Origin of the sequence: Streptomyces sp. NPDC059852, assembly GCF_042731455.1 — a bacterium.
In the GTDB taxonomy this organism is placed as follows: Bacteria; Actinomycetota; Actinomycetes; order Streptomycetales; family Streptomycetaceae; genus Streptomyces.
In genome coordinates this window covers 100,087-122,310 of sequence record NZ_JBHWJK010000022.1, presented here as the reverse complement: position 1 = coordinate 122,310, position 22,224 = coordinate 100,087, and the positions used below count along the sequence as shown (strand labels likewise).

Sequence of the window (22,224 nt, the reverse complement as noted above, 5' to 3'; positions counted from 1 at the left end):
GGCCCGCCCGCCGCGGCGCCCGCGCCTGCTCCAGCCGCGTCGCCGTGAAGGTGGCCCGCCGCGCGGCCCGGCGCCGCAACCTGTCGGCGGCCGTCGCCACCGTCAGCGCCCTGGTCGTCCTGCCCCTGGTGATCTGGTCCGCCGCCGGTTCCGACGGCGGCACCGACGACACCGCCGTGCCCGCCGCCCACGACCAGCGGCCGTCCGGCACGGCGAGCCCCGAGAAGGACGCCCCGAGTCGCAACCCCTCCTGGGCGGGCGCCGCCGAGGCGGCCAAGGGCGACCTGCGGGGCCGGCTGCACAACATCGGCTCCGGGCTGTGCGTCTCCGTCGTGGGCGGCCGTGCCGTCGACGGAGCGGAGACCGAACTCGCCACCTGCGCCCCCGGTCCCGCCCAGCAGTGGACGTACGAGACCGACGGGCTGATCCGCAGCGCCGCCGACCCCGGCCTGTGCCTCGACTCCCACCTCGGCTACTCGGTCCGGCTCGCCCCCTGCCAGGCCACCGGCCCGGGCAGCGACGACGTCCGCTACGACTTCACGCTCCCGGGAGCCCTGGTGCCCCGCTTCGACCAGGAGCTCGCCCTGAGCCCCGCGGCCACTGACGGCTCCGGCGCCCTGGTGCTCAAGAGCCGCGACGACGACAACGACACGCAGCACTGGGCCGTCGACACCGCGCGCACCACCTCCACGCTGGAGACGGTCACCTTCGTCCCGGAGGCCGGCGCCGCCACCACGCCGGCGCCGCCTACCGCGCACACCCCCGCCGCCGGGTCCGCGCGCCCGTCGCCGCCCTCGGCCACACCGTCGGCCGCCCGGACACCCCGCGCGGCATCGCACGAGGGCGGGGCGAGGGGCGGCGGCCACGGGCACGGGGGTGGCGGCCACCGCTGAGCCGTCCGGTCAGCCGCCCGTGCCGGGCTGGAGGACCGTGAGGAACACGGTGGACTCGTTGCCGCCCACCGGCACCTCGCCCGACGTCCAGGCGACCCGCAGCGGGTCCCGTTCGTCCGGCGGCGTCACCAGCAGCTCCTTCGGCTCGGCCGTACGGGCCCCGCTGATCTCGGGACTCGCGAAGGTCAGCCCCGCCCAGGCGCTGGCACCCGGCGCCAGCGAGACCGTCGCCGGGGTGTCCGGGGAGCGCCGCGGGTCGGGGCCGAGCTGCCGGCCGGAGGCGTCCACGAAGGCGGCGCCGGGGTAGCCGCGCACGGTGCAGGTGCGGTCGGCCCGGTTGGTCAGCACGATCGGGAAGTTGCGCTGCCCCGCTCCGGGGCTCGGGCGGCCCAGGCGCGCCCGCAGCTCGGAGGTGTGGCAGCGGGGCGCGGCGGCGCCCGACTGGGTCACGGGGCTCTCCGTGTCCGGGGTGCCGGGCGTGGTGGTGGGCGCCGTCGTCGCGGGGCCCGTGCCGTCGTCCGTGCCCGGTGCGGTCGTCGCCCCGCCGCCGGGGGACGGTGTCCGGGTCGATCCGGTGTCCGAGGCGCCGGTGCCGTCCGCGCAGGCGGCGAGCAGGCACAGCAGCGCGGCGGCGGTCACCGGGAGGGTGGCGCGGCGGCCTCGGATCGAGAAGGGGGATTGCGGTGCGCGTCCCATTGCTCCCATGTCTGTGAGGCATCCCCGTTTTCCCGGGGCGTAGTCACGTTCCCGCGCGCGTCCTCACTCCTCGCCGAGCAACCCGATCTCCGCCCAGATGGTCTTGCCGTCGGCGGTGTGCCGGCTTCCCCAGCGCTGGGTGAGCTGGGCGACCAGCAGCAGCCCCCGGCCGCCCTCGTCGTACGTCTTGGCGCGGCGCAGGTGCGGGGCGGTGTGGCTGGTGTCGGACACCTCGCAGATCAGGGTCGTGGCGTCGTGGATGAGCCGGAGCCGTATCGGGCGCATGCCGTAGCGGATGGCGTTGGTGACCAGTTCGCTCACCACCAGTTCGGCGGTGAACGTGGCCTCGGACAGGTCCCACCGGCCGATCTGCTCCACGACCTGCTTGCGGATCGGCGCCACCAGCGCCGGGTCCGCCGGGATGTCCCAGGTCGCCACCCGCGAGGCCGGCAGCCCCTGGGTACGCGCCAGCAGCAGGGCCACGTCGTCGGCGGCACCGCCCGCCGGGAGCAGCGAGTGCAGGACGCGGTCACACGTCTCGTCGAGGGAGCCGGACGCCGCCGCGAGCGACTCGCACAGCAGCGCGTGGCTGGCGTCGATGTCCCGCTCCCGCGACTCGATCAGCCCGTCGGTGTACAGGGCGAGGACGGTGCCCTCGCGCAGTTCGACCTCCGCCGACTCGAACGGCAGCCCGCCCAGGCCCAGCGGGGGTCCCGCCGGCAGGTCGATCTCCACGGGCCCCTCGCCCGGCGCGACCATCACGGGCGGGGGGTGCCCGGCACGGGCGAGCGTGCAGTGCCGGGAGACCGGGTCGTACACGGCGTACAGGCAGGTGGCGCCGACCTCGCCGGACACACCGTCGGTGCCGGCCTCCTCCGACAGGCGCACGACGAGGTCGTCGAGGTGGGTCAGGAGCTCGTCGGGCGCGAGGTCGATGTCGGCGAGCGTACGCACCGCCGTGCGCAGCCGGCCCATCGTCGCGGACGCCTGGATGCCGTGGCCCACGACGTCGCCTACGACCATCGCGACCCGCATCCCGGACAGCGGGATCACGTCGAACCAGTCGCCGCCCACCCCGGAGCGCGCCGCCGGGAGGTAACGGGAGGCCGCCTCCAGCGCGGCGGTGCGCGGCAGGGTGCGCGGCAGCAGGCTGCGCTGGAGGGCCAGCGCGGTCTCGCGCTCCCGGGAGTAGCGGCGGGCGTTGTCGATGCAGACGGCGGCGCGCGCGGTCACCTCCTCCGCCAGCAGCACGTCGTCCGGGGTGAACGGGTGGGGGTTGGCGAACCGCGAGAGCACCGCCACGCCGAGGGTCGTGCCGCGGGCCTGGATGGGCACGGACATCGACGTGTGGATGCCGTACTCCTTGATCCGGTCGGCGCGCCGCGGGTCCCACGACAGCCACTGGTCGAGGTCGCCGGTCGCGGCCGAGGCGACGATGGTGTGGCCGGCCAGCAGCGCGTCGGCCTGCGCGGAGGTGGCCGGGTACACGTCCAGCTGGCCCGGCTCGACGGCGACCACGCTGCTGCCGTCCGAATCGATGATCCGGTGCGCGGTCCGCCGCAGCCCGATCGGTGCCACCGGCCGGCCCACGGGCGGATCGCCGTGCTCGGACGGGTCCAGCAGATCGACGCTGACGAAGTCGGCGAGCGCGGGCACACAGATGTCCGCCAGCTCCTGGGCCGTGGTCGCCACGTCGAGGGTGGTGCCGATGCGCACGCTGGCCTCGTTCACCAGCTGGAGCCGCTCCTGCGCCTGGTACTGCTCGGTGAAGTCGTGCGCGGCGACCGACACGCCCCGCACCCGGCCCAGGGCGTCCCGGATCGGGGCCATCCGGGCCAGCCAGCTGAGGTTGCGGTCACCGCCGACCGGCACATACGTCCGTACGGCCGTGCCGCGGCCCGTGGTGAGCACCTGGCGCAGCCGGCCCTCCATGTCGTGGCCGTGCGCCAGGCCGGTCATCTCGTGGGTGCGCAGACCCCGCACGTTCTCCGCGGGCAGGCCGAGCACCTCCGCCATGACCGCGTTGATGCTGCGCACCCGCAGCCGCTCGTCGTAGATCGCCATGGCGCAGGGGGAGTCGAGGAGGGAGACGCTGTCCAGCGGATCGTCGTGCGCGCCGGTGCCCTCCGGGTCCAGCGGCGTGACGACCAGCCACCGGTCGGGGCCCTGCCCCGGATGCGGCACCCGGTGGACGAGCACCCACACGGGGAGCGTGCCGCCGTCGTGGCGGCGCAGCGTGACGACGCCGTGCCAGCGGTCGCCGTCCGGGGGGTGGTGGGCCCCGTCGGCGCCCGGGTCGGCCAGCAGGTCGGCCGCCGGACGCCCCACGACGTCGGCCGCCGGGTGGCCCAGGAGGCGTTCCGCCCCGGCGTTCCACTCGAGGAGCAGGCCGTCGGCGTCGATGACGGCCCGGGCCGTCGAGGCCTCGTCGACCGGGTGATCCGGGCTCATGCTCGCAGCTCCCACGGGCACACTCACGGTGAACAAGGGTGTCGTTCGCGCCCCAGCCTAGGCCCTCCGGGCGATGTCCCGCCTGCTCAGGGCCGCGCGCGGCCTCGGACGCCGCGCCCGGGCGTCCTGGCCGTCAGAGGCCGGTCCCGCTCGGCCGCGCGACGCGGGCGGTACCGGCCTGTACTACGTCTGACCTGGGGGGATTTACGCCGAAGTACCCGGGCGGTACCGTAACGACATGCCAGCTCTCAACGTGGAGTTCAGCGACCGTGAGCTCGAGGACCTGCGGCAGATCGCCAAGGAACGCGGCACCTCGATGAAAGCGCTCGTACGGGAGGCCGCGGCGGCCGACATAGCCCGGCACCGCGCGCTCCAGGAGGGCGCCGAGGCGTTCCGCAGGTTCTTCTCCTCGCACGCCGAGGAGTTCGCCGCCGCCTTCCCCGACGACGAGCCGCCGGCCGGCGGCGAGGGACGGGCCGCCTGACCGATGGCATCCGTCCTCCACATCGACGTGCCCTGGCTGCTCCAGCGACATGAAGAGGTCCTGCCGGACCAGCCCACCGTCAACGACTTCTCCGCGCTGGTCGCCGCCGTCGCCCGGCACCGGGTCGACCCGCCCCGGCTCGGCGTCGACTCCGACCCGGCGTGGCGCGCCGCCGCGCTGCTGCACACCCTCGCGCTGCTCAAGCCGCTGCCCTCGGCCAACGCCCGCTTCGCCTGCGCCTCCGCCGTGGCCTACATGTTCGTCAGCGGCGTCGGCATCGACCCGCCCTACGGTGCTCTCGTCGACCTCGCCCGCGATCTGATGTCCGGAAAGACGGATGTGTACGGGGCGGCCGACAGGTTGCGATCCTGGCAGATCTGAGCTTCCCGCGGACCCCGTTTTCCCATGATGCGCGGGTGGGATTCTGACTTTATTTCAATTGGTGCTGATGTTGCCCAAGTGCCTTGTTGGGCTTGAGTGCGCTGTGCAAGGGTGAATGCCGTGGGAGTGGAATAGGCCGGGGCTCAAGCGTTCCGCGGGGGAATCGGTGCGGACGGGCGTCGGAATTTCCGCTCCCCGGTCGCGCCGGAGAGGCCCACGGCATGTCGCTCGCTCCTTTTCGGCGATCGGAACTTCTGTGTCCGCGTGCGGGAAGGAATCCGTTCAGTGCCCACCCCCCACCCCCCTCGGCCTCCCTATCCGCCACCGGGAGGTCTCCCCGAGGAGTCCGACGAAGGACTCGCCGCCCGGCTGCGGGGCCGGACCGACAGCGAGGCCGCGCCCTCCGTCGCCCTGCTCATGGCGCGGCACTGGGACCCGGTCCACGCCTACGCGGTGATCTGTCTGGCGGCCCCCGCGGGCGCCGCCTCCCACATGGTCACCGCCGCCGCCTTCCATCAGGTGCTCGACCGCCTGGCGCTCGGCGAGCCCGCCGCCGCGCTGCGCCCGCGGCTGCTCGTGGCGGTCCGGGACACGGTCCGGCAGTGGTCCGGGGACGAACGGATAACGGGGACGGTGCCGGAACTGGGCAAACCCTCCGGTGGGCGCGGTATGCGGACCGCGAAGTCCCTGACGCCGGAAAATCGGCGGCTCGCCGACCGGTCATTCCAGGCGCTTCCCGGACTGGCCCGGTGTCTGCTCTGGCACACCGAGGTCGAGGCGGAGCCGCTGAATGTCCCCGCCGGACTGCTCGGCCTCGATCCCGTTACCGCGCGGGCCGCACTCGAACAGGCGCGGGACACATTCCGTGAAGGTTGTGTACATGCCCATCGGGAACTCGCGCCCACGAAGGATTGCCGGTTCTACAACCGCCTCCTCGACGTCCCCATTCGCCGGGGCGGCGCCCTGCTGCCGGATGTGGAGGCGCATCTGGCGCACTGCCGTTACTGCCGAAACGCGGCCGAACAACTGAGCCATTTCGAAGGCGGTCTGGGTGTTCTCATCGCCGAGTCCGTCCTCGGCTGGGGTGCGCGCCGCTATCTCGAATCCCGTCCGGGCCGCACCCCGTCGCGCACCCGCGGCGCCGCCCGGCACGGCGCGGCCCGCCGCCGGCTGCTGGCGCGCGTGCCCGCGCAGGTCCGCAGGGCGGCCGGCCCCAGCCGCCCCTCGCGGACACTGCTGACGGGGGTGGGCGTCGCCTCCGCCGGTCTGATGGCCCTGCTGCTCGTCGCCGGACTCCTGACCGAAGACGACGGCGTCGACCCGGCGGCTTCCGCGACCGCCGGAAGCCCAGGCACCCGGCTCCCGCCCGCCGTGTCCTCCGCGCCGCCCGGGACCGCCCAGGCACCGGCCGTGCCGTCGCGCACCCGGCTGCGGAACGCCGCCGCCGGCCTGTGCCTCGGCGTCCAGGGCGAACCGGGCCCCGGCGCGGGGACCGAACTCGCCACCTGCTCCGACGACATCGGCCAGAAGTGGTCGTACGACAAGGACGGACGGCTGCGCAGCGCGGCCGACCCCGATCTGTGCCTGGACTCCCGCGCGGACGCCGGTGTGGTGGTCCTCGGCAGATGCGCCCCCTCGGGCTCCGGGCGCGCCGAGGACGTGCGCTACGACCTCACGGTCCGGGGCGAGGTGCTGCCCCGCTGGGACGAACGCCTCGCTCTGGCGGCGGCGGCTCCCGACCCGGGCGCCGACATCGTCGTCAAGGTCCGCGACCGCTCCGACACCCAACGCTGGCTGACGGACCCCCCGGCCTCCGCGACCCCGGACGCGCTGTCGAGCGCGGTGGTGGGGCCGGCGGGGGCGCGGGGCGCCGGCCCGGGGGAGCGGGGCGTGTAGTCGTTCCGAGGGGGGCGAGAGTGCCGGTCATCCCGGAAGGGGAGGGCCGGCACGACCACCGTCGAGGCCGGTTCAGGAGGTTGGGGCGACCACGTCCCGCAACGTGCCGTCCGTCAGGAAGTCCGTCACGTTGCGTACGGCTGCCAGGGCGATGCGGACCATCGTCTCGCGGGTGACGCCGCCGACGTGGGGGGAGAGCACGACGTTCGGGGCGCGGAGCAAGCGCAGGGACGGGGTGGGTGGTTCGGGCTCGAAGACGTCGATGCCGGCCCCGGCCAGGGCGCCCTTCTCCAGGGCCTCCGCGAGGGCGTCCTGGTCGATCAGGGCGCCCCGCGCCGTGTTGACCACGAACGCCGACGGTTTCAGCAGTGCGAGGCGCCGGGCGTCCAGCAGGTGCCGGGTCTCCCCGGTGAGCGGGGCGTGCAGGGAGACGTAGTCGGAGAGGCGGCACAGCTCGTCGAGCGGCACATGGCGGGCGCCGCCCGCCTCGGCCTCCGCCTCGGGTGCCGCCCGCCGGCGTCCGGCGTAGACGACCGTCATGTCGAACGCGACGGCCCGGCGGGCGACCTGACGCCCGATCTGGCCGAGGCCCACGATGCCGAGCGTCTTGCCCGACAGCTCGGTGAGCGAGCCCTGGAGGCGGGGGAGGGCCCACTCGCCCCCGACGAGCGCGAGGTGCCCGGGGACCACCTGCTTGGCCAGGGCCAGCATCAGCGCGAAGGTCTGCTCGGCGACGTTCTGCGCCTCGGCGCCGCTGGAGCCGATCGTGCACACCCGCACCCCGCGCTCCCGGGCCGCCGCCACGTCGACGTAGTCGAACCCGTGGCTCGCGCACTGCACCAGTTCCAGCTCCGGTGCCGCGGCGAGGTGCGCGGCGGTGACCGGTGCCAGAGCGGTGACGACGACCTGGGCGCGGCGCAGCGCGTCCGGGTCCTCGTCGGCCGCCTCGACGACGGTGACACGCGCGTCCCCGGGCAGCAGCGCGGCGAGCCCGGCGCCGACGCCCCGGCCGCCGACGTGCGGCGGGACGACGGCCAGCACCTGCCGTGCGGCGCTCACGCGGTCGCCTCCACGAGGTCGCCGGGGCCGACGGTGCCGGGGCCGGCGTGCCCGGACAGGGCGAGGGTGAGGTCGAGTTCGGCGAGCAGACAGCGGATGACGTGCTCGACGCCCGCCTGCCCGTCGAGCCCGAGGCCGTACGCGTACGGCCGTCCGACGAGGACCGCCCGCGCCCCGAGGGCGAGGGCCTTGAAGATGTCGTCCCCGGTGCGCACACCGCTGTCGAACAGCACCGTCAGCCGGTCACCGACCGCCTCGACGACCCCGGGCAGGGCGTCCGCGGCGCCGATCGAGCCGGCCACCTGGCGTCCGCCGTGGTTGGAGACGATCACGCCGTCCATGCCGGCGTCGGCGGCGGCCCGGGCGTCGTCGGGGTGCAGGACGCCCTTCAGGACGATCGGGCCCTCCCAGTTCTCGCGCAGGAACGCGAGGTCCGGCCAGGTCTTCGCCGGGTCGGAGAACATGCCGACGAAGTGCATGACGGCGGCGTTCGGGTCTTCGTGGACGGGCTTGGCCAGACCGGCCTGGAAGGCGGGGTCGGAGAAGTAGTTGGCGGTGCCGACGCCGTGCAGGAAGGGCAGATACGCCTGGTCGAGGTCGCGGGGACGCCAGGCGAGCATCGGGGTGTCGAGGGTGACGACGAGCGCGGTGTAACCGGCCGCCTTCGCCCGGTCCAGGAAGCTGCGCGCCACCTCCGGGTCCCTCGGCCAGTACAGCTGGAACCAGCGCTCGGCCTCGCCCATCGCCTCCGCCACCTGCTCCAGCGGGGTGCTGGACGCGGACGACAGGATGAACGGCACGCCCTGCGCGGCGGCGGCGCGGGCGGCCGCGCTCTCGGCGTCCGGGTGCATGATCGACAGCACGCCGATCGGCGCCAGCGCGACCGGGGCGGGCAGGGGGCGGCCCAGCACCTCCACGGACAGGTCCCGTTCGTGCACGTCCCGCAGCATGCGCGGGACGATCCGGCGGCGGTCCAGGGCCGCCCGGTTGGCGCGGGCGGTGCTGCCGGCGCCCGCGCTGCCCGCCACGTAGCCCACGGGGCCGGGGCCGAGGCGCTGTTCCGTCAGTTCCTCCAGCCGGGTCAGGTCGGTGGGCAGCCGGGGCACGGCGCCCGACATGCCGTTCAGATAGATCTCGTACTGGAAGTCGGCCCAGTGCCTGCCCATGCGTACGACCCGCCTCTCGTCCCTGAGACCGCGCTGTACGCAGACCATACCGACCGGTAGGCCAGGTGGGGACCGGGGGGCGCACACCGGCGCGGGGGTGGACCGTGTGGACGGACGGCCCCTCAGGTCTCCACCGGAGGCCCCCAACCGGAATGTTTCAGGCCTATTAATGAACCCATGGAAATCGGCCATCGGGCGACTTCGAGCGATCAGGAATGGCCACGTTCCGGCATTGGAACGTTCGAATTCCGTTACTTCACGCCACTGATTCAATACGCAAGGTTACTGAAACCCGTGGTGTCGATGTGAGTTTCGGCGGCGGACTCGGCAGACTCCCGCTCGTCGTTCCGGCACCGATCGCGCCGGAGCCGGCACACCCCCGATCCAAGCGGAAGGATGCACACAATGCGGAACACCGCGCGCTGGGCAGCGACCCTCGCTCTGACGGCCACCGCCGTCTGCGGACCCCTCACCGGGTCCGCCCTGGCCGCCCCCGACGCCGCTCCCGCCTCGCTCTACGCCCCCTCGGCGCTGGTGCTGACCCTCGCTCACGGCGACACCGCCACCCTCGCCTCCCCGGCACGCGCGGTGACCCTGAGCTGCGCTCCGACGCCCTCCGGCACCCATCCCGCCCCGGCGGCGGCCTGTGCCGAACTGCGGGGCCTCAACGGCGACTTCGACGCCCTGAGGGCGACCGAAGGGGTGATGTGCACCAAGCAGTACGACCCCGTCGTCGTCACCGTGGACGGGGTCTGGCAGGGCAAGCGCGTCTCCTATGAGCGCACGTTCGCCAACGACTGCGTGAAGGGCTCCTTCGGGACCAGCCTCTTCGCGTTCTGAGACCGGGGCGGCACCACGGACCCCGTGCAGTGCGTCCGGGCTCGCGGATGGGGAGATGCGAGCACGGCGAAGGGGTCGGGTGTCACCTCGCATGGGTGCCGGCCGGGCGGAGTGGGGCCGCCCGACCGGCACCCAGATCGTGTACGGACGTATCGGCCCGTCAGTCGCCCCGCGACTCCTCCTGGGCCTGCTGGTTCGGAGTGATCGCCTCGCCGGCCTCGCCCCTGCGGCGGCGCTCGCCGGGCGACTCCCGGACCCGGCGCCCGGCCTCGGCGACCTCCTCCGTCACCTCCTCCAGGGCGGTCTCGGGGTGCTCCTGGTGCTGCTTGTCGTCCTGGGACACGGGCTGCTCCTCCTGTCGTTCGGTCAGCTGGTCGCCGGTGCGGCGGCGATGCGCAGCGGCGCGGGCCGGTCCGCCCCGGGGTCCTCGTCGTGGCCGGTGACCTCTGTCCACCAGCCGGGGCCGTCCTCGATGTGACGCAGCATGATCCCCTCGCGGATCGCCCACGGGCAGATCGTCACCGCCTCGAGACCGGTCAGCTTCATCGCGGTGTGCGCGATCACCGCGCCGGCCAGACTCTGCTCGGCCCGCGGCGCGGAGATCCCCGGCAGCTGGACCCGCTCGGCGGCGCTCAGCGCCGACATCCGGCCCACCGCCTCCCGCAGGTCCTCGCGCGCCAGCCGCCGCTCCACGAACGGGCCGTGCCGGCCCGGCGGCGCCCCGCACAACCGGCCCAGCTGCTGGAACGTACGCGAGGTGGCCGCGGCCGTCCGCGGCCCCTCCCAGCGGATCCGGGCGGCGACGTCCCGCAGTTGATGGCGCACCGAGCGGCGCAGGTCCCGCAGCCGCCGCGGATCGGGAAGGTCGTCGCCGGCCATCAGGAACTCGTGGGTCAGCCGGTTCGCGCCCAGCGGCAGCGAGGCCACGAAGTCGGGCAGCCGGCCCCGGCCGAACGCCACCTCCAGCGACCCGCCGCCGATGTCCAGCAGGGCGAGCGGACCCGAGCGCCAGCCCATCCAGCGCCGCGCCGCGAGGAACGTCAGCTCGGCCTCCAGCTCACCGGGCAGCGTGCACAGCCGCACCCCGGTCCGCAGACGCACGGTGCGCAGTACCTCCGCCCGGTTGGGCGCGGAGCGCACCACCGCGGTCGCGAAGGCCAGCGGTGCCGCCGCCCCCCACTTCGTCGCGGTGCGGCTCGCCGCGGCGACGGCGTGGACCAGCCGCTCCACCGCCTCCCCGGGGATCGGATCCCCCGGTTTCACCTGCTCGGACAGCCGCAGCCGCCACTTCTCGGTGTGCACGGGCAGCGGTGCGCCGTCCTGGGCGTCGGACACCACCAGGCGGACCGTCTTCGATCCCACATCCACGACGCTGATACGCATGGCTGGGCAAGTACCCCCTTACGCCGATCGTCAACGGCCCGCGCGGCGATTGCCCCGTCGTCCCGGGGCGCCCGGACCGCCGCTCAGGCCAGCTGGCGCCGCACCAGCTCGTGCAGCCGCCCGCCCGTGTCCGCGAGGAGTTCGGCCGGCGGACCCTGCTGGGCGACCTTGCCGTCCTCCATCACGATGACCCGGTCGGCGTCCAGCACCGTGGACAGACGGTGCGCGATGACCACGCGCGTGGCGTTCAGGGCCCGCGTGGACTCGATGACCGTGCGCTGCGTCTCGTTGTCGAGGGCGCTGGTCGCCTCGTCGAAGAACAGGATGCGCGGACGGCGGATCAGCGCCTGGGCGATCATCAGCCGCTGTCGCTGCCCGCCGGAGACGGCCCCGCTGCCCGAGACGATGGTGTGCAGCCCCATCGGCATCCGCTTGATGTCCTCGGCGAGCCCCGCCATCTCCGCCGCCGCCATCGCCTCCTCCGGCGTGTACGGCTCGGTGCCGCAGATGACGTCGAGGATGGACCCGGTGAACGGCTGGGCGTGCTGGAGCACCACCCCGCACTGGCGGCGCACCGCCGACTGGTCGAGCGCCGCCAGGTCCTGCCCGTCGTACAGGACGCTGCCCGAGACCGGCTTGTCGAAGCCGATCAGCAGCCGCAGCAATGTCGACTTGCCGCAGCCGCTGGGGCCGACCACCGCGACGAACTCGCCCGGCCGGATCTCGAACGACACGTCGTCCAGGACCAGCGGGCCGTCGTCGGAGTACCGGAAGGACAGCCGGCGCGCCTCGATCGCCCCGGTCAGCGGCCCCGGCCGGGTGCTGCCCGCCCGCACCTCCGGCGTGGCCCGCAGCACCGGCTCGATCTCCTGGAACAGCGGCAGCGCCGACACCGCCGAGACGAACGCGCCGGTCAGCTGGGTCACCGAGGTCAGCAGCATCGTCACCGAGGTGCTGAAGGTGAGGAACGCCGCCGCCGACATCGAGCCGCGGGCCGGACCGGCCAGCAGCATGAACATCAGCAGGGTGCACAGCGGCAGATACACCGCGCCCAGCACCGCCGTCAGGTTCTTGATCCGGCCCACCCGCTGCTGCAGCTCCCGGCTGCGCGCGAACTCCTCCGCCCACGCCGCGTACGCGTAGTTCTCCGCCGCCGCGACCCGCAGCTTCGGCAGTCCGCGCAGTGTCTGGAACGCCTGGTTGTTCAGCTTGTTGCCCAGCACCACCAGCCGGCGCTGCCAGCGCACCTGCCACAGCCCGAGGCCCAGGAACACGGCCGCGATCACCACGAGCATGCCGATCGCGGCCAGGGCCAGCGGCACGCTGTACCAGAACAGCAGCGCCAGGTTCATCGCGCCCACCGTCACCGACTGGGCCACGACCGGGCCGACCCCGGCCAGCAGCCGGCGGATCGCGCTGATCCCCATGGCCTGGCCGGCCAGCTCGCCCGTCGAGCGCTCGGTGAAGAACCGGGTGGGCAGCCGCAGCAGCCGGTCCCACAGGGCGGGCTGCAGCGTCGCCTCGATCCGCCCCTCCAGCCGCAGGATCGTCAGGTTCTGCAGCAGCATGAACGCCGCCGCCACCACCCCGCTGATCATCACGGCCAGACACACCTGCACGATCAGCCCGGTCTGCGCCTTCGGCACGAACTCGCCGAGCACCTTGCCGGTCGCCACCGGCACCAGCGCGCCGATCGCGACCGTCACCAGCCCGCTGAGCAGCAGCCGCACCAGATCGCCGCCGGTGCCGCGCATGCTGAACCGCAGCAGCCGCAGCGGGCTCAGCGGACGGTCCGGCAGCGGCCGGTAGAACATCACCGCCCGCGGCTCGAACTCCTCCGCGTTGGCCTTCTCGACCGGCGTCTCCCGGCCGGTCGCCGGATGCACCGCCACATAGCCGCCGCGCCGCCACAGCAGCGCGACCGGCGCCCCGGACAGCGCCCGGTGACCGACGAGCGGGCCGATGTCGTCCCGCCACCACCGCCCCTCCAGCCGCACGGACCGGGTCCGTACCCGGGAGGCCAGGGCGACGCGTTCCACCGGGTCGAGCCGGTCGCTCTCGGTGCCGCCGTGCGACGCGTCGGCCAGGGTGAACCCGGCGGCCTCGGCGACGATCCGGCACGCCGCGTACCCGGCGTCCGCGTCGGCGGCCGTCGTGCGCCTGCCGTTCCGCTTGCCGATGGACGCCAGCAGCGTCCGGTCGGCCTGCGCGCGCACCGCCTCACCGGCCTTGATGCCGGCGGCCGTACGGGTCTCGTGGGTGCGCTCCAGCTGCTCGATCCACCGGTCCAGCGTGGTCAGCAGGCGGTACTGCTGGTCCACCATGGACTGCCACACCGCCGGGTCGATCAGCAGGTCGGCGGCGGCCTCCGCCCCGTACAGCGAGCCGTACTGCACGCTGCCCGGCGGCACCTGCATCCAGAAGACGTCGTCGTCCGTCACCTCGGCCGCCCGCTCGGTGGCCGTCGGCGCCTGGAACAGGATGGACAGACTGCGGCCGACGCCGAGCGCGAGGGCGTACTCCAGGGGGCTCGTCTGCGGAGGGACGTACTGCGGGTTGCCGTACTCGTCGTACGACCAGGTCTGCGTGTGCGCGGGCTGGTACAGCTCGCGCAGCCCGATGCGGTGGACGACGCAGTCCCTGAGCGGGCGGGCCACCAGCGTGTGCTGCGGTCCCGCGACCGGGCCGAGCAGCAGCGACCCCGCCTCCAGACGGCCCAGATGGTGCCAGTGGCCCTGCTCGCCGGCGTCCACCGCGAACAGGTCCACCGCGCCGGACGCCACCAGCCACAGCACCTGCGGCCCCTCCAGGTCCAGGCGGTTGAGGCCGGAGCAGTCCAGGGCCGAGCCCAGCTGCCCGAGCGCGTCGAGGACGAGGTCCCCCTCGTTCACGGTCGTCATCTCACCGCTCCCTGACCAGGGCCGCGTAGGCGCCGCCGCGCGCCACCAGCTCCTCGTGCCGTCCGCGTTCGACGATCGTGCCGTGCTGGAGCACGACGATCTCGTCGCTGTCGCGCACCGTGCTGAGCCGGTGCGCGATCACCACACAGGCGCAGCCGCGCCGGCGCAGGTTGTCCATCACGACCAGCTCGGTCTCGGCGTCCAGCGCGCTGGTCACCTCGTCCAGGACGAGGATGCTGGGGCGGCGCACCAGCGCCCGCGCGATCTCCAGCCGCTGGCGCTGCCCGCCGGAGAAGTTCCGGCCGTCCTGCTCGACCCGGCTGCGGATGCCGCCCGGGCGCCGCATCACCACGTCGTACAGGGCGGCGTCCCGCAGCGCCTCCTCCACCGCCTCGTCCGGGACGGACGGGTCCCACAGGGCCACGTTGTCGCGGACGGTCCCCTCGAACAGGAACACGTCCTGGTCGACGAAGGAGACGGAGGAGGCGAGCGCCCCCCGCGGAATGTCCTCGATCCGGCGGCCGTCGATACGGATGACGCCCTCCCAGGGGGCGTACAGACCCGAGATCAGCCGGGACACGGTCGACTTGCCGCTGCCCGAACCGCCGACGAGGGCCACCTGCCGGCCGGGCCCCACGGTCAGGTCGAAACCGGTCAGCAGCGGCTTGTCCAGCGGGCTGTAGCCGAAGGTGATGTTCTGCAGCTCCACATGCCCCTGCAGCCGGCGCGTGGACTCGCCCGCGCCGGGGCGGCCGTAGAGCGGGTCCGCCTCGAAGTTCTCCACGTCCTTCAGCCGGGCCACGTCCGCCGCGAAGTCCTGGATGCGGCCGGCGACGCCGTTGAGCCGGGTGATGGGGGCGGTGAACCGGGTCACCAGGGCCTGGAAGGCGACCAGTAGACCGACGGAGATGCCTCCCTCGACCGCGCGCATGCCGCCGATCCACAGGATCAGGGCGCTGTTGAGCGTGGCGAGGGTGGGGGCGACCACCCCGAGCCACGCGCTCGGCACCCCGAGGCGCTGCTGCTCCTCCAGTGTGGTGGCGTGCTGCCCGGCCCACTTGCGGAAGTAGCCGTCCTCGCCGCCGGTCGCCTTCATCGTCTCGATCAGCTGCAGACCCGTGTAGGCGGTGTTGGTCAGCCGGGCGCTGTCCGCGCGCAGCTTCGCCGTACGGGTCGCCCGCAGCCGGATCACGACCCGCATGGCGACGATGTTCAGCAGGGCGACGCCGATGCCGACGAACGTCAGCTGCGGATCGTACGTGTAGAGCAGTACCGCGTAGAGGACGACGACGACCGCGTCGACGCCGGCCGCGGCGAGGTCCCGGGCCAGCGTCTCGGCGACCGCGTCGTTGGACTGGAGCCGCTGCACCAGATCGGCGGGGCTGCGCTGCGAGAAGAACGTCACCGGCAGCCGCAGCAGATGGCGCAGGAAGCGGGCGCTGGACAGGGTCGAGGAGATGATCCGGCCGCGCAGCAGGTTCGCCTGCTGCAGCCAGGTCAGTACCACGGTCAGCGCGACACAGGTCCCCATCGACGCGAACAGCGTGCCCAGCAGGGACGTCTGGCCGCCGATCAGGAACATGTCGATATAGGTACGGCTCAGTGCGGGCACCGCCGCGCCGACCGCCACCAGCAGCAGGCTGGCGAGGACGGCCGCGGGCATGGTGCCCGCGGTGCCGCGCAGCCGGGCCGGCATCGCGCCGAGTACACCCGGCCGGCGTCCGCCCCTGCTGAAGCCCTCCCCGGGTTCCATGACCAGGACGACCCCGGTGAAGCTGCCGTCGAAGTCCTCCATGGGCACGAAACGGCGGCCCTTGGCGGGGTCGTTCACGTACACGCCCCGGCGGCCGAAGCGCCGGCCCATGCCGTCGAAGACGACGTAGTGGTTGAACTCCCAGAACAGGATGGCCGGCGCCCTCACCTCGGCGAGGGCGGCCGTGTCCATCTGCATGCCCTTGGCGGTCAGGCCGTAACTGCGGGCCGCCTTCAGCAGGTTGCTGGCGCGCGAGCCGTCCCGGGAGACACCGCACGCGATGCGCAGTTCCTCCAGCGGGACGTGCCGGCCGTAGTGACCGAGCACCATCGCCAGGGATGCGGCGCCGCACTCGACGGCCTCCATCTGGAGCACGGTGGGGGTGCGGACGGTCTTCGCCCGGCCCTTCGGCACGGGACGCTTCGGGGGAGCGGCGCGGCGTCTGTTCCGCGTCTGCTGTGCGGTGCTCATGGCAGCAGCCAGTCGACGGGACGCTGGTCGGCGAGCCGGATGGAGGCCTCGGCCAGGGTCATGGAGGTCAGGGGGAAGGGCGGTCCGTCCGCGGACGACCAGGCGTAGCCGCTCCTGGTGTCCTCGTCCCGGTCCAGCCGGACCAGGACGGCGACGGGCCTGCCGTCCTCGGTGAACTGCTCGCCGAGCTGGGTGTCGCCGAGGAACGCGGCGATCTGCTGCGGCGACTGCACCGAGCGGTCCACCGACTTCACATGCCCGCGCAGCACGCCGTACTCCTGGGTCGGCACCGACTGCACGGTGAGGTCCACCGCGGCGTTGTCGGGGATGGCGGCGGCGTTCTCGGCGGGGACGTACACCGTGGCGTACAGCGGGTCCCGGCCGCGGGCGACCTTCTCCACGGCGGCGACGTTCGCGCCGGTCCGGACGATCTGCCCGATGGTCGCGGCGAGCGCGGTGACCCGGCCCGGGGCGACCGTGCGCACGACGGTCTCACCCCGCGCGGTGCGGACCTTCAGGAGGGGGGCGTCGGCCGGGAGCCGCTCGCCCTGTTCGGCGACGACGGCGGTGACCTGTCCGGCGACCGGGCTCTGCAGGAGGTAACTGCCCTGCCCGTGGGTGAGGATGGCGGGCGCGGAGACGGTGGAGGCGACCGAGCCGGTGACCGCCCACACGGACGCGGCGGCCATCACGACCAGCGTCACCCCGAGGACGAGCCAGCCCTGCGGGCGGGCGAAACGCACCGGCAGGTCGAGCTCCTCCGGTGACTGGAGCTTGGCGAGGGCCTGTTGGCGGAACTGCACGGAATTTCCCTCACCTGCGGATGAGTGGAGACCGGCACACGAATACCGGTCGTGCTGCGGGGCGGGGCCGAAATCCCATCACGGTGTTTCGTTCCTGCTTTTGGTTCAGGGGATTTCCTGTTTCGTGGCACCCGAGAGTCCCGGAGCCGGGTGACGGCTCCGGGACTCGGTGGTACGAAAGGCGCGATCAGAGACCGGCGACCAGGCCCGTGACCGGGGCGGTGTTCAGGCCGGTGACACCCTCCACGGTGCCGACGACCGTGTTGAGCAGGCCGGAGACCGGGGCGATGCCGTTGACGGCGTCGAGGGCACCGTTCACGGCGTTGACCTGCAGGCCGCCGGAGACGTTGTCGAGCTCGGCGTCGGAGATCTCGACGGTCGCAACCTGGGGGGTGGAGTTCATGGTGGAACTTCCCTTCCTAATGGATATTCACAAGGGGGAGCGGCCCCCTCTGGGGACAGATGACGGCCGCGACCGCAGGCGCCCGGCGCCCGTTTCCGGGAAAGCCGTTGGCGGCCCCCGCGGTGCGATGGATCAAAGCACGGTGCGGGTGCGGGCTTCCAATCAAACGAATGCCTCGTCAGGGCACTTGAGGGCCCCGCGTGGGAATCGGTGCAGAAGTGGGCACGTCTTGTCGGCGACTTCTTCACATGCGTCACAGCATCGGCCCGCACCAGCCGTTGCGCCGGCCGTGGAGGTGGCGGCGGGCGGTACGGCGAAAGCGACACTCCGGCCCCAAGGGGGTGACCGGCGGTAGCGGCCTGTGGGGAACCCCGGCGCGCGGTGACTTCGTTGAGTATTGAATGTGCAGATTCACTGAAGCCGGGATTCCGCTCCTGATCCGCCACGGACCGCGATCGACCGACTGCGCACGGTGTCTGTTCGGATCGGTCCGTCTCCCGGCGACCCGGACCCCCTCCGCGCCCGGCGCGCGACCGCTTCCGGCCCCTCGAACGACGCTTCTGCGAACGGAGTTGAACGCTCCGGCAGCCCCGCGCGTACCAACTGCCGACCAGGCGCTCGAGAAACAGCCGCCGCACGAGACGAACGGCGGCAGCAGACCCCGTCCCCCAGGAGGTCGAGAAGTTGAGTCACAAGCGAATGCCGAAGCGCAAGGCCGCCATAGCGGCGGGCGGCGTGGCGGCGCTCGGAGCGGCGGCCATCCTGCTGCCGAACGCCAACGCGTCCCAGGACGCGGCCCCGGACGCCACGGCCGCCCCCAAGACCCTGAAGGCGGCCGACGCCCCGGATCTCGCCTCGCGCCTCGCGGGACTGCTCGGCGACGCCTTCGCCGGCTCGTACTACGACGCCGGCAGCAAGCAGCTCGTGGTGAACGTCGTGAACGGCGACGACAACGACGTGGTCGTGGAGGCGAGGAAGGCCGGCGCCAAGGTCCGCGAGGTCGCGAACAGCCTGGCCGACCTCAAGTCGGGCGCGCAGACCCTGAAGTCCGAGGCGACCATCCCCGGCACGGCGTGGGCCGTCGACCCCAGAACGAACAAGATCGTCGTCACCGCCGACAGCACCGTCACCGGCAAGAACTGGGACCGGCTGGAGTCCACCGTCGAGCGGCTCGGCCCCGGCATGGCCGACGTCAAGAAGTCGGCCGGCACCTTCAAGACCTTCCTCTCCGGCGGCGACGCCATCTTCGCGGGCGGCGCGCGCTGCTCCGCGGGCTTCAACGTCACCGCGGGCGACGGCACCCCGGCCTTCCTGACGGCCGGTCACTGCGGAGTCGCGGCCGCGCAGTGGTCCGACGCCCAGGGCGGGCAGCCGATCGCCACCGTCGACCAGGCCACGTTCCCGGGTGCCGGCGACTTCGCACTGGTGAAGTACGACGACCCGGCCACCCAGGCGCCCAGCGAGGTGAACCTCGGTCAGCAGACGCTCGCGATCAGCCAGGCCGCCGACGCCACGGTCGGCCTCCAGGTCTTCCGGATGGGCAGCACGACCGGTCTGAACGACGGTCAGGTCACCGGTCTCGACGCCACCGTGAACTACCCGGAGGGCACGGTCACCGGGCTCATCCAGACCGACGTGTGCGCCGAGCCCGGCGACAGCGGCGGCTCCCTGTTCACCCAGGACGGGCAGGCGATCGGCCTGACCTCCGGCGGCAGCGGCGACTGCACCGTCGGCGGCGAGACGTTCTTCCAGCCGGTGACGACCGCGCTCGCCGCGGTCGGCGCGACCCTCGGCGACGGCGGAGCGGCGGGCGGCGCGGGCGCCGGTGGCGACGCAGGGGCCGGCCAGGAGGCGGGCGCCGGCGACCAGGCCGGTGCCGGCGACCAGGCCGGTGCGGGTGAGGAGGCGGGCGCCGGTGACCAGGCCGGTACCGGTCAGAACGCCGGGAACGGCCGGGGCCACGGACGCGGCCAGGGCCTCGGCCAGATCGTCGGCAACGGCGCCGGGAACTGACACGACGCCACCGGCCCACGGACACGGTGACCCACCCGGGCACGACGGCGGTCCGGCCCTCCGGCGGGAGGACCGGACCGCCGTCGCGTCCCCGCCCTCCCGCTCCCCGGCCGCACGGAACCGTCACAGGGGCTGCGTACGGGGCGCATCAGCGCTGTAATGGCGAACGTGGTCGGAAAGGACGCTACGGGACGCCGGACGAGGAACAGGCGTGCCGAGGACGTCCTGAAGGCCCTCGCCGCCGAGCCCGGCGCGAGCGGACGGCTGCGCCGGGTCCTCGAACAGGCGCTCGTCTTCTGCGGTGCCTCCCTGGCCGCCCTCTACACGCCGGACGACGACGGTGAACTGCTCTGCGTCCACGAGTCGGCGGGCGTGCCCCGGTCCCTGTACGGCCTGCGGGACGGCTACGCCCTGAACGGGCCGTCACCGGCCGCCGACGCCCACCGCACCGGCCGCCCCGTCCATCTCGGCCCCCGGGACCTCGCCGGTCTCGCGGAGGCCCGGCGCACCCCGGACGGCGACTTCTCCCTGGCCGCGCTGCCCGTGCGCGGCGAGGGCGCCGGAGGGTGCCTGCTGGCCGTCACCGAACGGCCCGGCGGCTTCGACGCCGACGCGCGGGACTGTCTGGAACTGATCGCCGGCGCCGTCCCCCTGCCCGCCCGGCCCGCCGCCGAGACCGGCGGCGACCTGCCCGCCGACGCGTTCAGCCTCGCCGTGGACAGCGGGCACGTCGAGGTCGGCGCCGACCTCCTGGCGCTGTTCGGGCTGACCCCCGCCGCCTTCGACGGCAAGGTGGAGTCCCTGCTGGGCCTGACCGTCCCCGAGGACCTGCCCGCGCTGATGTCCGTCGTCGAGGCCGACCACATGTCCCTCGGCGAGCGGGAACTGGAGTTCCGGGTCGTCCGGCCCGCCGGCCCGCCCCGCTGGCTGCGGCTGCGCGGCCGCCTCCTGCCCGGCGGCGAGGGCCGCCCCGCCCGGCTCGTCGGCACCGTCGCCGACGCCTCCACCCTGCGCCCCGAGGTCACCGACGTCGCCCGCGTCCAGCGCCTCGCCGCCGCCCTCGCCACCGCCGGCACGGTCCGCGACGTCAGCCACGCCGTCGTCACCGCCCTGCGCGAGCCGCTGCGCGCCGACCGCATCGCGCTCGCCGAACTCGAGCACGACCGGCTCGTCGTCACCGTCCTCGACCCGCCCGACCCGGAGTCCTGGCCCGCGCTGTGGCGCCTGGAGTGGCGCACCGAATGGCCGGACGCGCCCGTGCGCGCCATGCCGACCCTCGCGAACGCCCTGCGCGAGGGACGCGCCCAGATCTGGCCGGCCGGGGCCCCGCTGGAACCCGCCCTCGCCGAGGTCGGGCCCGGCGGCCTGGCCGTCCTGCCGCTGCCCGCGGGCGGCGCCATGGCCGGCGCCTGCCTCATCGGCTGGGACACCCCGCACCAGTTCGGCCCCGACGAACGCGCCCTGCTCACCGCCTCCGCGGGCCTCGCCGGGCAGGCGCTCGTACGCGCCCGCGCCTTCGACGCCGAGCACGAACTCGTCGGCATGCTCCAGCGGCAGCTGCTGCCCCGCCGGCTGCCCCGGCTGCCCGGCGCCGAGGCCGTCGCCCGCTATCTGCCGACCACCGCCGGACTGGAGGTCGGCGGCGACTGGTACGACGTCATCCCGCTGCCCGACCACCGGGTCGCCCTCGTCATCGGCGACGTCCAGGGGCACAGCGCGGCCGCCGCCACCCTCATGGGCCAGATGCGCACCGCGCTGCGCGCCTACGCGGCCGAGGGACACCCGCCCGACGTCGTCGTCCACCACGCCAACCGGCTGCTGATGGACATGGAGACCGACCTCTTCGCCACCTGCTGCTACGTCGAGGTCGACCTGGAGGAGGGCTCCGCCTGGTGCGTACGGGCCGGGCACCCGCCGCCCGTGCTGCGTCATCCGGACGGCGGCACGGAGGTCGCCGAGGCCGACGGCGGCCCGCCGCTCGGGGTGGTGCGCGAGGCCGTCTTCCCGATGAGCCCGCTGCGACTGCGCCCCGGCACCGTCCTCGCCCTGACCACCGACGGCCTGGTGGAGTCCTCCGACGCCGACATCGACACCGGCATCGCACGGCTCGCCGCCGCCCTCGCCGTGTCCGACCCCGCCCACCTCGGACTCGTCGCCGACGGGCTGCTCGTCGGGGCGCACCGCGACGACGACATCGCCCTGCTCCTGCTGCGCTACGACGGCATGGAGGTCCGGCCGCTGCGCGAGACCTGGGCCGTGTGGCGGGTGCCCGAGGCCGTCGGCCACGCCCGCCGGTTCACCCGGCGCACCCTGCGCGCCTGGCAGGTGCCGCCGCAGGACCGCGACGCCGCCCTGCTCGTCGTGTCGGAACTCGTCACCAACGCCCTCGTGCACACCGACGGGCAGGTCCGGCTCGACCTCACCCTGGTCGGCGGGCGGCTGCGGGTCGCCGTCGCCGACTCCTCGCCCCGCACGCCGGTCCGCCCCACCAGCATCAGCTGGGAGGCGACCGGCGGACGCGGCATCCTGCTGGTCGAGGCGATGACGACGACCTGGGGGACCGTGCCCGTCAGCGGCGGAAAACAGGTGTGGTGCGAGATCGCGCTCTCCGGCTGACACCGGCCCGCGGCGC

General features: G+C 73.9%; 17 protein-coding genes. 7 read left to right on the top strand and 10 right to left on the bottom strand.

The features are described 5' to 3' along the window. The coding region (locus ACFV46_RS25780; protein WP_385499896.1) for an RICIN domain-containing protein at window positions 1-893 on the top strand (893 nt) is incomplete at its 5' end. A gap of 9 nt (window positions 894-902) precedes the next feature. Here the strand turns inward: ACFV46_RS25780 and ACFV46_RS25775 are convergent. Further along, a complete protein-coding gene (locus ACFV46_RS25775; protein ID WP_385499895.1) occupies window positions 903-1,589 on the bottom strand; it encodes a DUF4232 domain-containing protein in 687 nt (228 codons plus the stop codon). A gap of 63 nt (window positions 1,590-1,652) precedes the next feature. After that, window positions 1,653-4,040, bottom strand: coding sequence for a SpoIIE family protein phosphatase (locus ACFV46_RS25770; protein WP_385499894.1), 2,388 nt, complete (start codon window positions 4,038-4,040; stop codon window positions 1,653-1,655). A gap of 238 nt (window positions 4,041-4,278) precedes the next feature. On the opposite strand from ACFV46_RS25770, the gene ACFV46_RS25765 reads away from it, so the two are divergent. The 3 genes from ACFV46_RS25765 (at window position 4,279) to ACFV46_RS25755 (ending at window position 6,801) form a co-directional block, all read left to right on the top strand. Beyond that, a complete protein-coding gene (locus ACFV46_RS25765; RefSeq protein ID WP_344411015.1) occupies window positions 4,279-4,524 on the top strand; it encodes a hypothetical protein in 246 nt (81 codons plus the stop codon). A gap of 3 nt (window positions 4,525-4,527) precedes the next feature. Then, window positions 4,528-4,905 (top strand): toxin Doc, encoded by a 378-nt coding sequence (locus tag ACFV46_RS25760; RefSeq protein ID WP_361936543.1) that lies wholly within the window; start codon window positions 4,528-4,530, stop codon window positions 4,903-4,905. A gap of 285 nt (window positions 4,906-5,190) precedes the next feature. Next, the gene (locus tag ACFV46_RS25755; RefSeq protein WP_385499892.1) at window positions 5,191-6,801 is read left to right on the top strand and encodes a ricin-type beta-trefoil lectin domain protein; all 1,611 of its coding nucleotides are present in this window, start codon (window positions 5,191-5,193) and stop codon (window positions 6,799-6,801) included. A 72-nt stretch (window positions 6,802-6,873) separates the two neighbouring features. On the opposite strand, the gene ACFV46_RS25750 is transcribed toward ACFV46_RS25755, so the two are convergent. Together ACFV46_RS25750 and ACFV46_RS25745 are read right to left on the bottom strand one after the other, a co-directional pair. Then, on the bottom strand, window positions 6,874-7,860 hold the full coding sequence (locus tag ACFV46_RS25750; RefSeq protein ID WP_385499890.1) for a 2-hydroxyacid dehydrogenase: 987 nt from the start codon (window positions 7,858-7,860) through the stop codon (window positions 6,874-6,876). After that, window positions 7,857-9,026, bottom strand: coding sequence for a lactate 2-monooxygenase (locus tag ACFV46_RS25745; protein WP_385499887.1), 1,170 nt, complete (start codon window positions 9,024-9,026; stop codon window positions 7,857-7,859). The genes ACFV46_RS25750 and ACFV46_RS25745 overlap by 4 nt, the downstream gene beginning before the upstream one ends. 405 nt (window positions 9,027-9,431) lie before the next feature. On the opposite strand from ACFV46_RS25745, the gene ACFV46_RS25740 reads away from it, so the two are divergent. Continuing rightward, window positions 9,432-9,866, top strand: a complete 435-nt coding sequence (locus tag ACFV46_RS25740; RefSeq protein WP_361936550.1) for a protease inhibitor — start codon at window positions 9,432-9,434, stop codon at window positions 9,864-9,866. Window positions 9,867-10,026: 160 nt separating this feature from the next. Here ACFV46_RS25740 and ACFV46_RS25735 read toward each other — a convergent pair whose 3' ends face one another. The 6 genes from ACFV46_RS25735 to ACFV46_RS25710 form a co-directional block, all read right to left on the bottom strand. Then, window positions 10,027-10,209, bottom strand: a complete 183-nt coding sequence (locus ACFV46_RS25735) for a hypothetical protein (protein WP_376727717.1) — start codon at window positions 10,207-10,209, stop codon at window positions 10,027-10,029. Between the two features lie 23 nt (window positions 10,210-10,232). After that, window positions 10,233-11,249, bottom strand: coding sequence for a Ppx/GppA family phosphatase (locus ACFV46_RS25730; protein WP_361936554.1), 1,017 nt, complete (start codon window positions 11,247-11,249; stop codon window positions 10,233-10,235). Between the two features lie 83 nt (window positions 11,250-11,332). Next, window positions 11,333-14,149, bottom strand: a complete 2,817-nt coding sequence (locus ACFV46_RS25725; protein WP_385499885.1) for an NHLP bacteriocin export ABC transporter permease/ATPase subunit — start codon at window positions 14,147-14,149, stop codon at window positions 11,333-11,335. A 1-nt stretch (window position 14,150) separates the two neighbouring features. Next, window positions 14,151-16,373, bottom strand: coding sequence for an NHLP family bacteriocin export ABC transporter peptidase/permease/ATPase subunit (locus ACFV46_RS25720; RefSeq protein WP_361936558.1), 2,223 nt, complete (start codon window positions 16,371-16,373; stop codon window positions 14,151-14,153). Then, a complete protein-coding gene (locus ACFV46_RS25715; protein ID WP_385499883.1) occupies window positions 16,370-17,176 on the bottom strand; it encodes an HlyD family efflux transporter periplasmic adaptor subunit in 807 nt (268 codons plus the stop codon). Before ACFV46_RS25715 ends, ACFV46_RS25720 begins: the two co-directional genes overlap by 4 nt. A 187-nt stretch (window positions 17,177-17,363) precedes the next feature. Next, entirely contained in the window at window positions 17,364-17,579 is a 216-nt protein-coding gene (locus tag ACFV46_RS25710) for a hypothetical protein (protein ID WP_055624467.1), read from the bottom strand. Window positions 17,580-18,263: 684 nt separating this feature from the next. On the opposite strand from ACFV46_RS25710, the gene ACFV46_RS25705 reads away from it, so the two are divergent. Together ACFV46_RS25705 and ACFV46_RS25700 are read left to right on the top strand one after the other, a co-directional pair. Next, window positions 18,264-19,592 carry a S1 family peptidase gene (locus ACFV46_RS25705; RefSeq protein WP_361936562.1) on the top strand — a complete coding sequence of 443 codons (1,329 nt, stop codon included), beginning with the start codon at window positions 18,264-18,266 and terminating at the stop codon, window positions 19,590-19,592. Between the two features lie 159 nt (window positions 19,593-19,751). Continuing rightward, a complete protein-coding gene (locus tag ACFV46_RS25700) occupies window positions 19,752-22,208 on the top strand; it encodes a SpoIIE family protein phosphatase (RefSeq protein ID WP_361936564.1) in 2,457 nt (818 codons plus the stop codon). Window positions 22,209-22,224 lie beyond the last annotated feature (16 nt).

What these genes read in the sequence shown, in the direction of transcription:
- ACFV46_RS25775 (WP_385499895.1), bottom strand. Translation starts at nt 1,589, where the DNA reads ATGGGACGCGCACCGCAATCCCCCTTCTCGATCCGAGGCCGCCGCGCC.
- ACFV46_RS25770 (WP_385499894.1), bottom strand. Translation starts at nt 4,040, where the DNA reads ATGAGCCCGGATCACCCGGTCGACGAGGCCTCGACGGCCCGGGCCGTC.
- ACFV46_RS25765 (WP_344411015.1), top strand. Translation starts at nt 4,279, where the DNA reads ATGCCAGCTCTCAACGTGGAGTTCAGCGACCGTGAGCTCGAGGACCTG.
- ACFV46_RS25760 (WP_361936543.1), top strand. Translation starts at nt 4,528, where the DNA reads ATGGCATCCGTCCTCCACATCGACGTGCCCTGGCTGCTCCAGCGACAT.
- ACFV46_RS25745 (WP_385499887.1), bottom strand. Translation starts at nt 9,026, where the DNA reads ATGGGCAGGCACTGGGCCGACTTCCAGTACGAGATCTATCTGAACGGC.
- ACFV46_RS25740 (WP_361936550.1), top strand. Translation starts at nt 9,432, where the DNA reads ATGCGGAACACCGCGCGCTGGGCAGCGACCCTCGCTCTGACGGCCACC.
- ACFV46_RS25730 (WP_361936554.1), bottom strand. Translation starts at nt 11,249, where the DNA reads ATGCGTATCAGCGTCGTGGATGTGGGATCGAAGACGGTCCGCCTGGTG.
- ACFV46_RS25725 (WP_385499885.1), bottom strand. Translation starts at nt 14,149, where the DNA reads ATGACGACCGTGAACGAGGGGGACCTCGTCCTCGACGCGCTCGGGCAG.
- ACFV46_RS25720 (WP_361936558.1), bottom strand. Translation starts at nt 16,373, where the DNA reads ATGAGCACCGCACAGCAGACGCGGAACAGACGCCGCGCCGCTCCCCCG.
- ACFV46_RS25710 (WP_055624467.1), bottom strand. Translation starts at nt 17,579, where the DNA reads ATGAACTCCACCCCCCAGGTTGCGACCGTCGAGATCTCCGACGCCGAG.
- ACFV46_RS25700 (WP_361936564.1), top strand. Translation starts at nt 19,752, where the DNA reads ATGGCGAACGTGGTCGGAAAGGACGCTACGGGACGCCGGACGAGGAAC.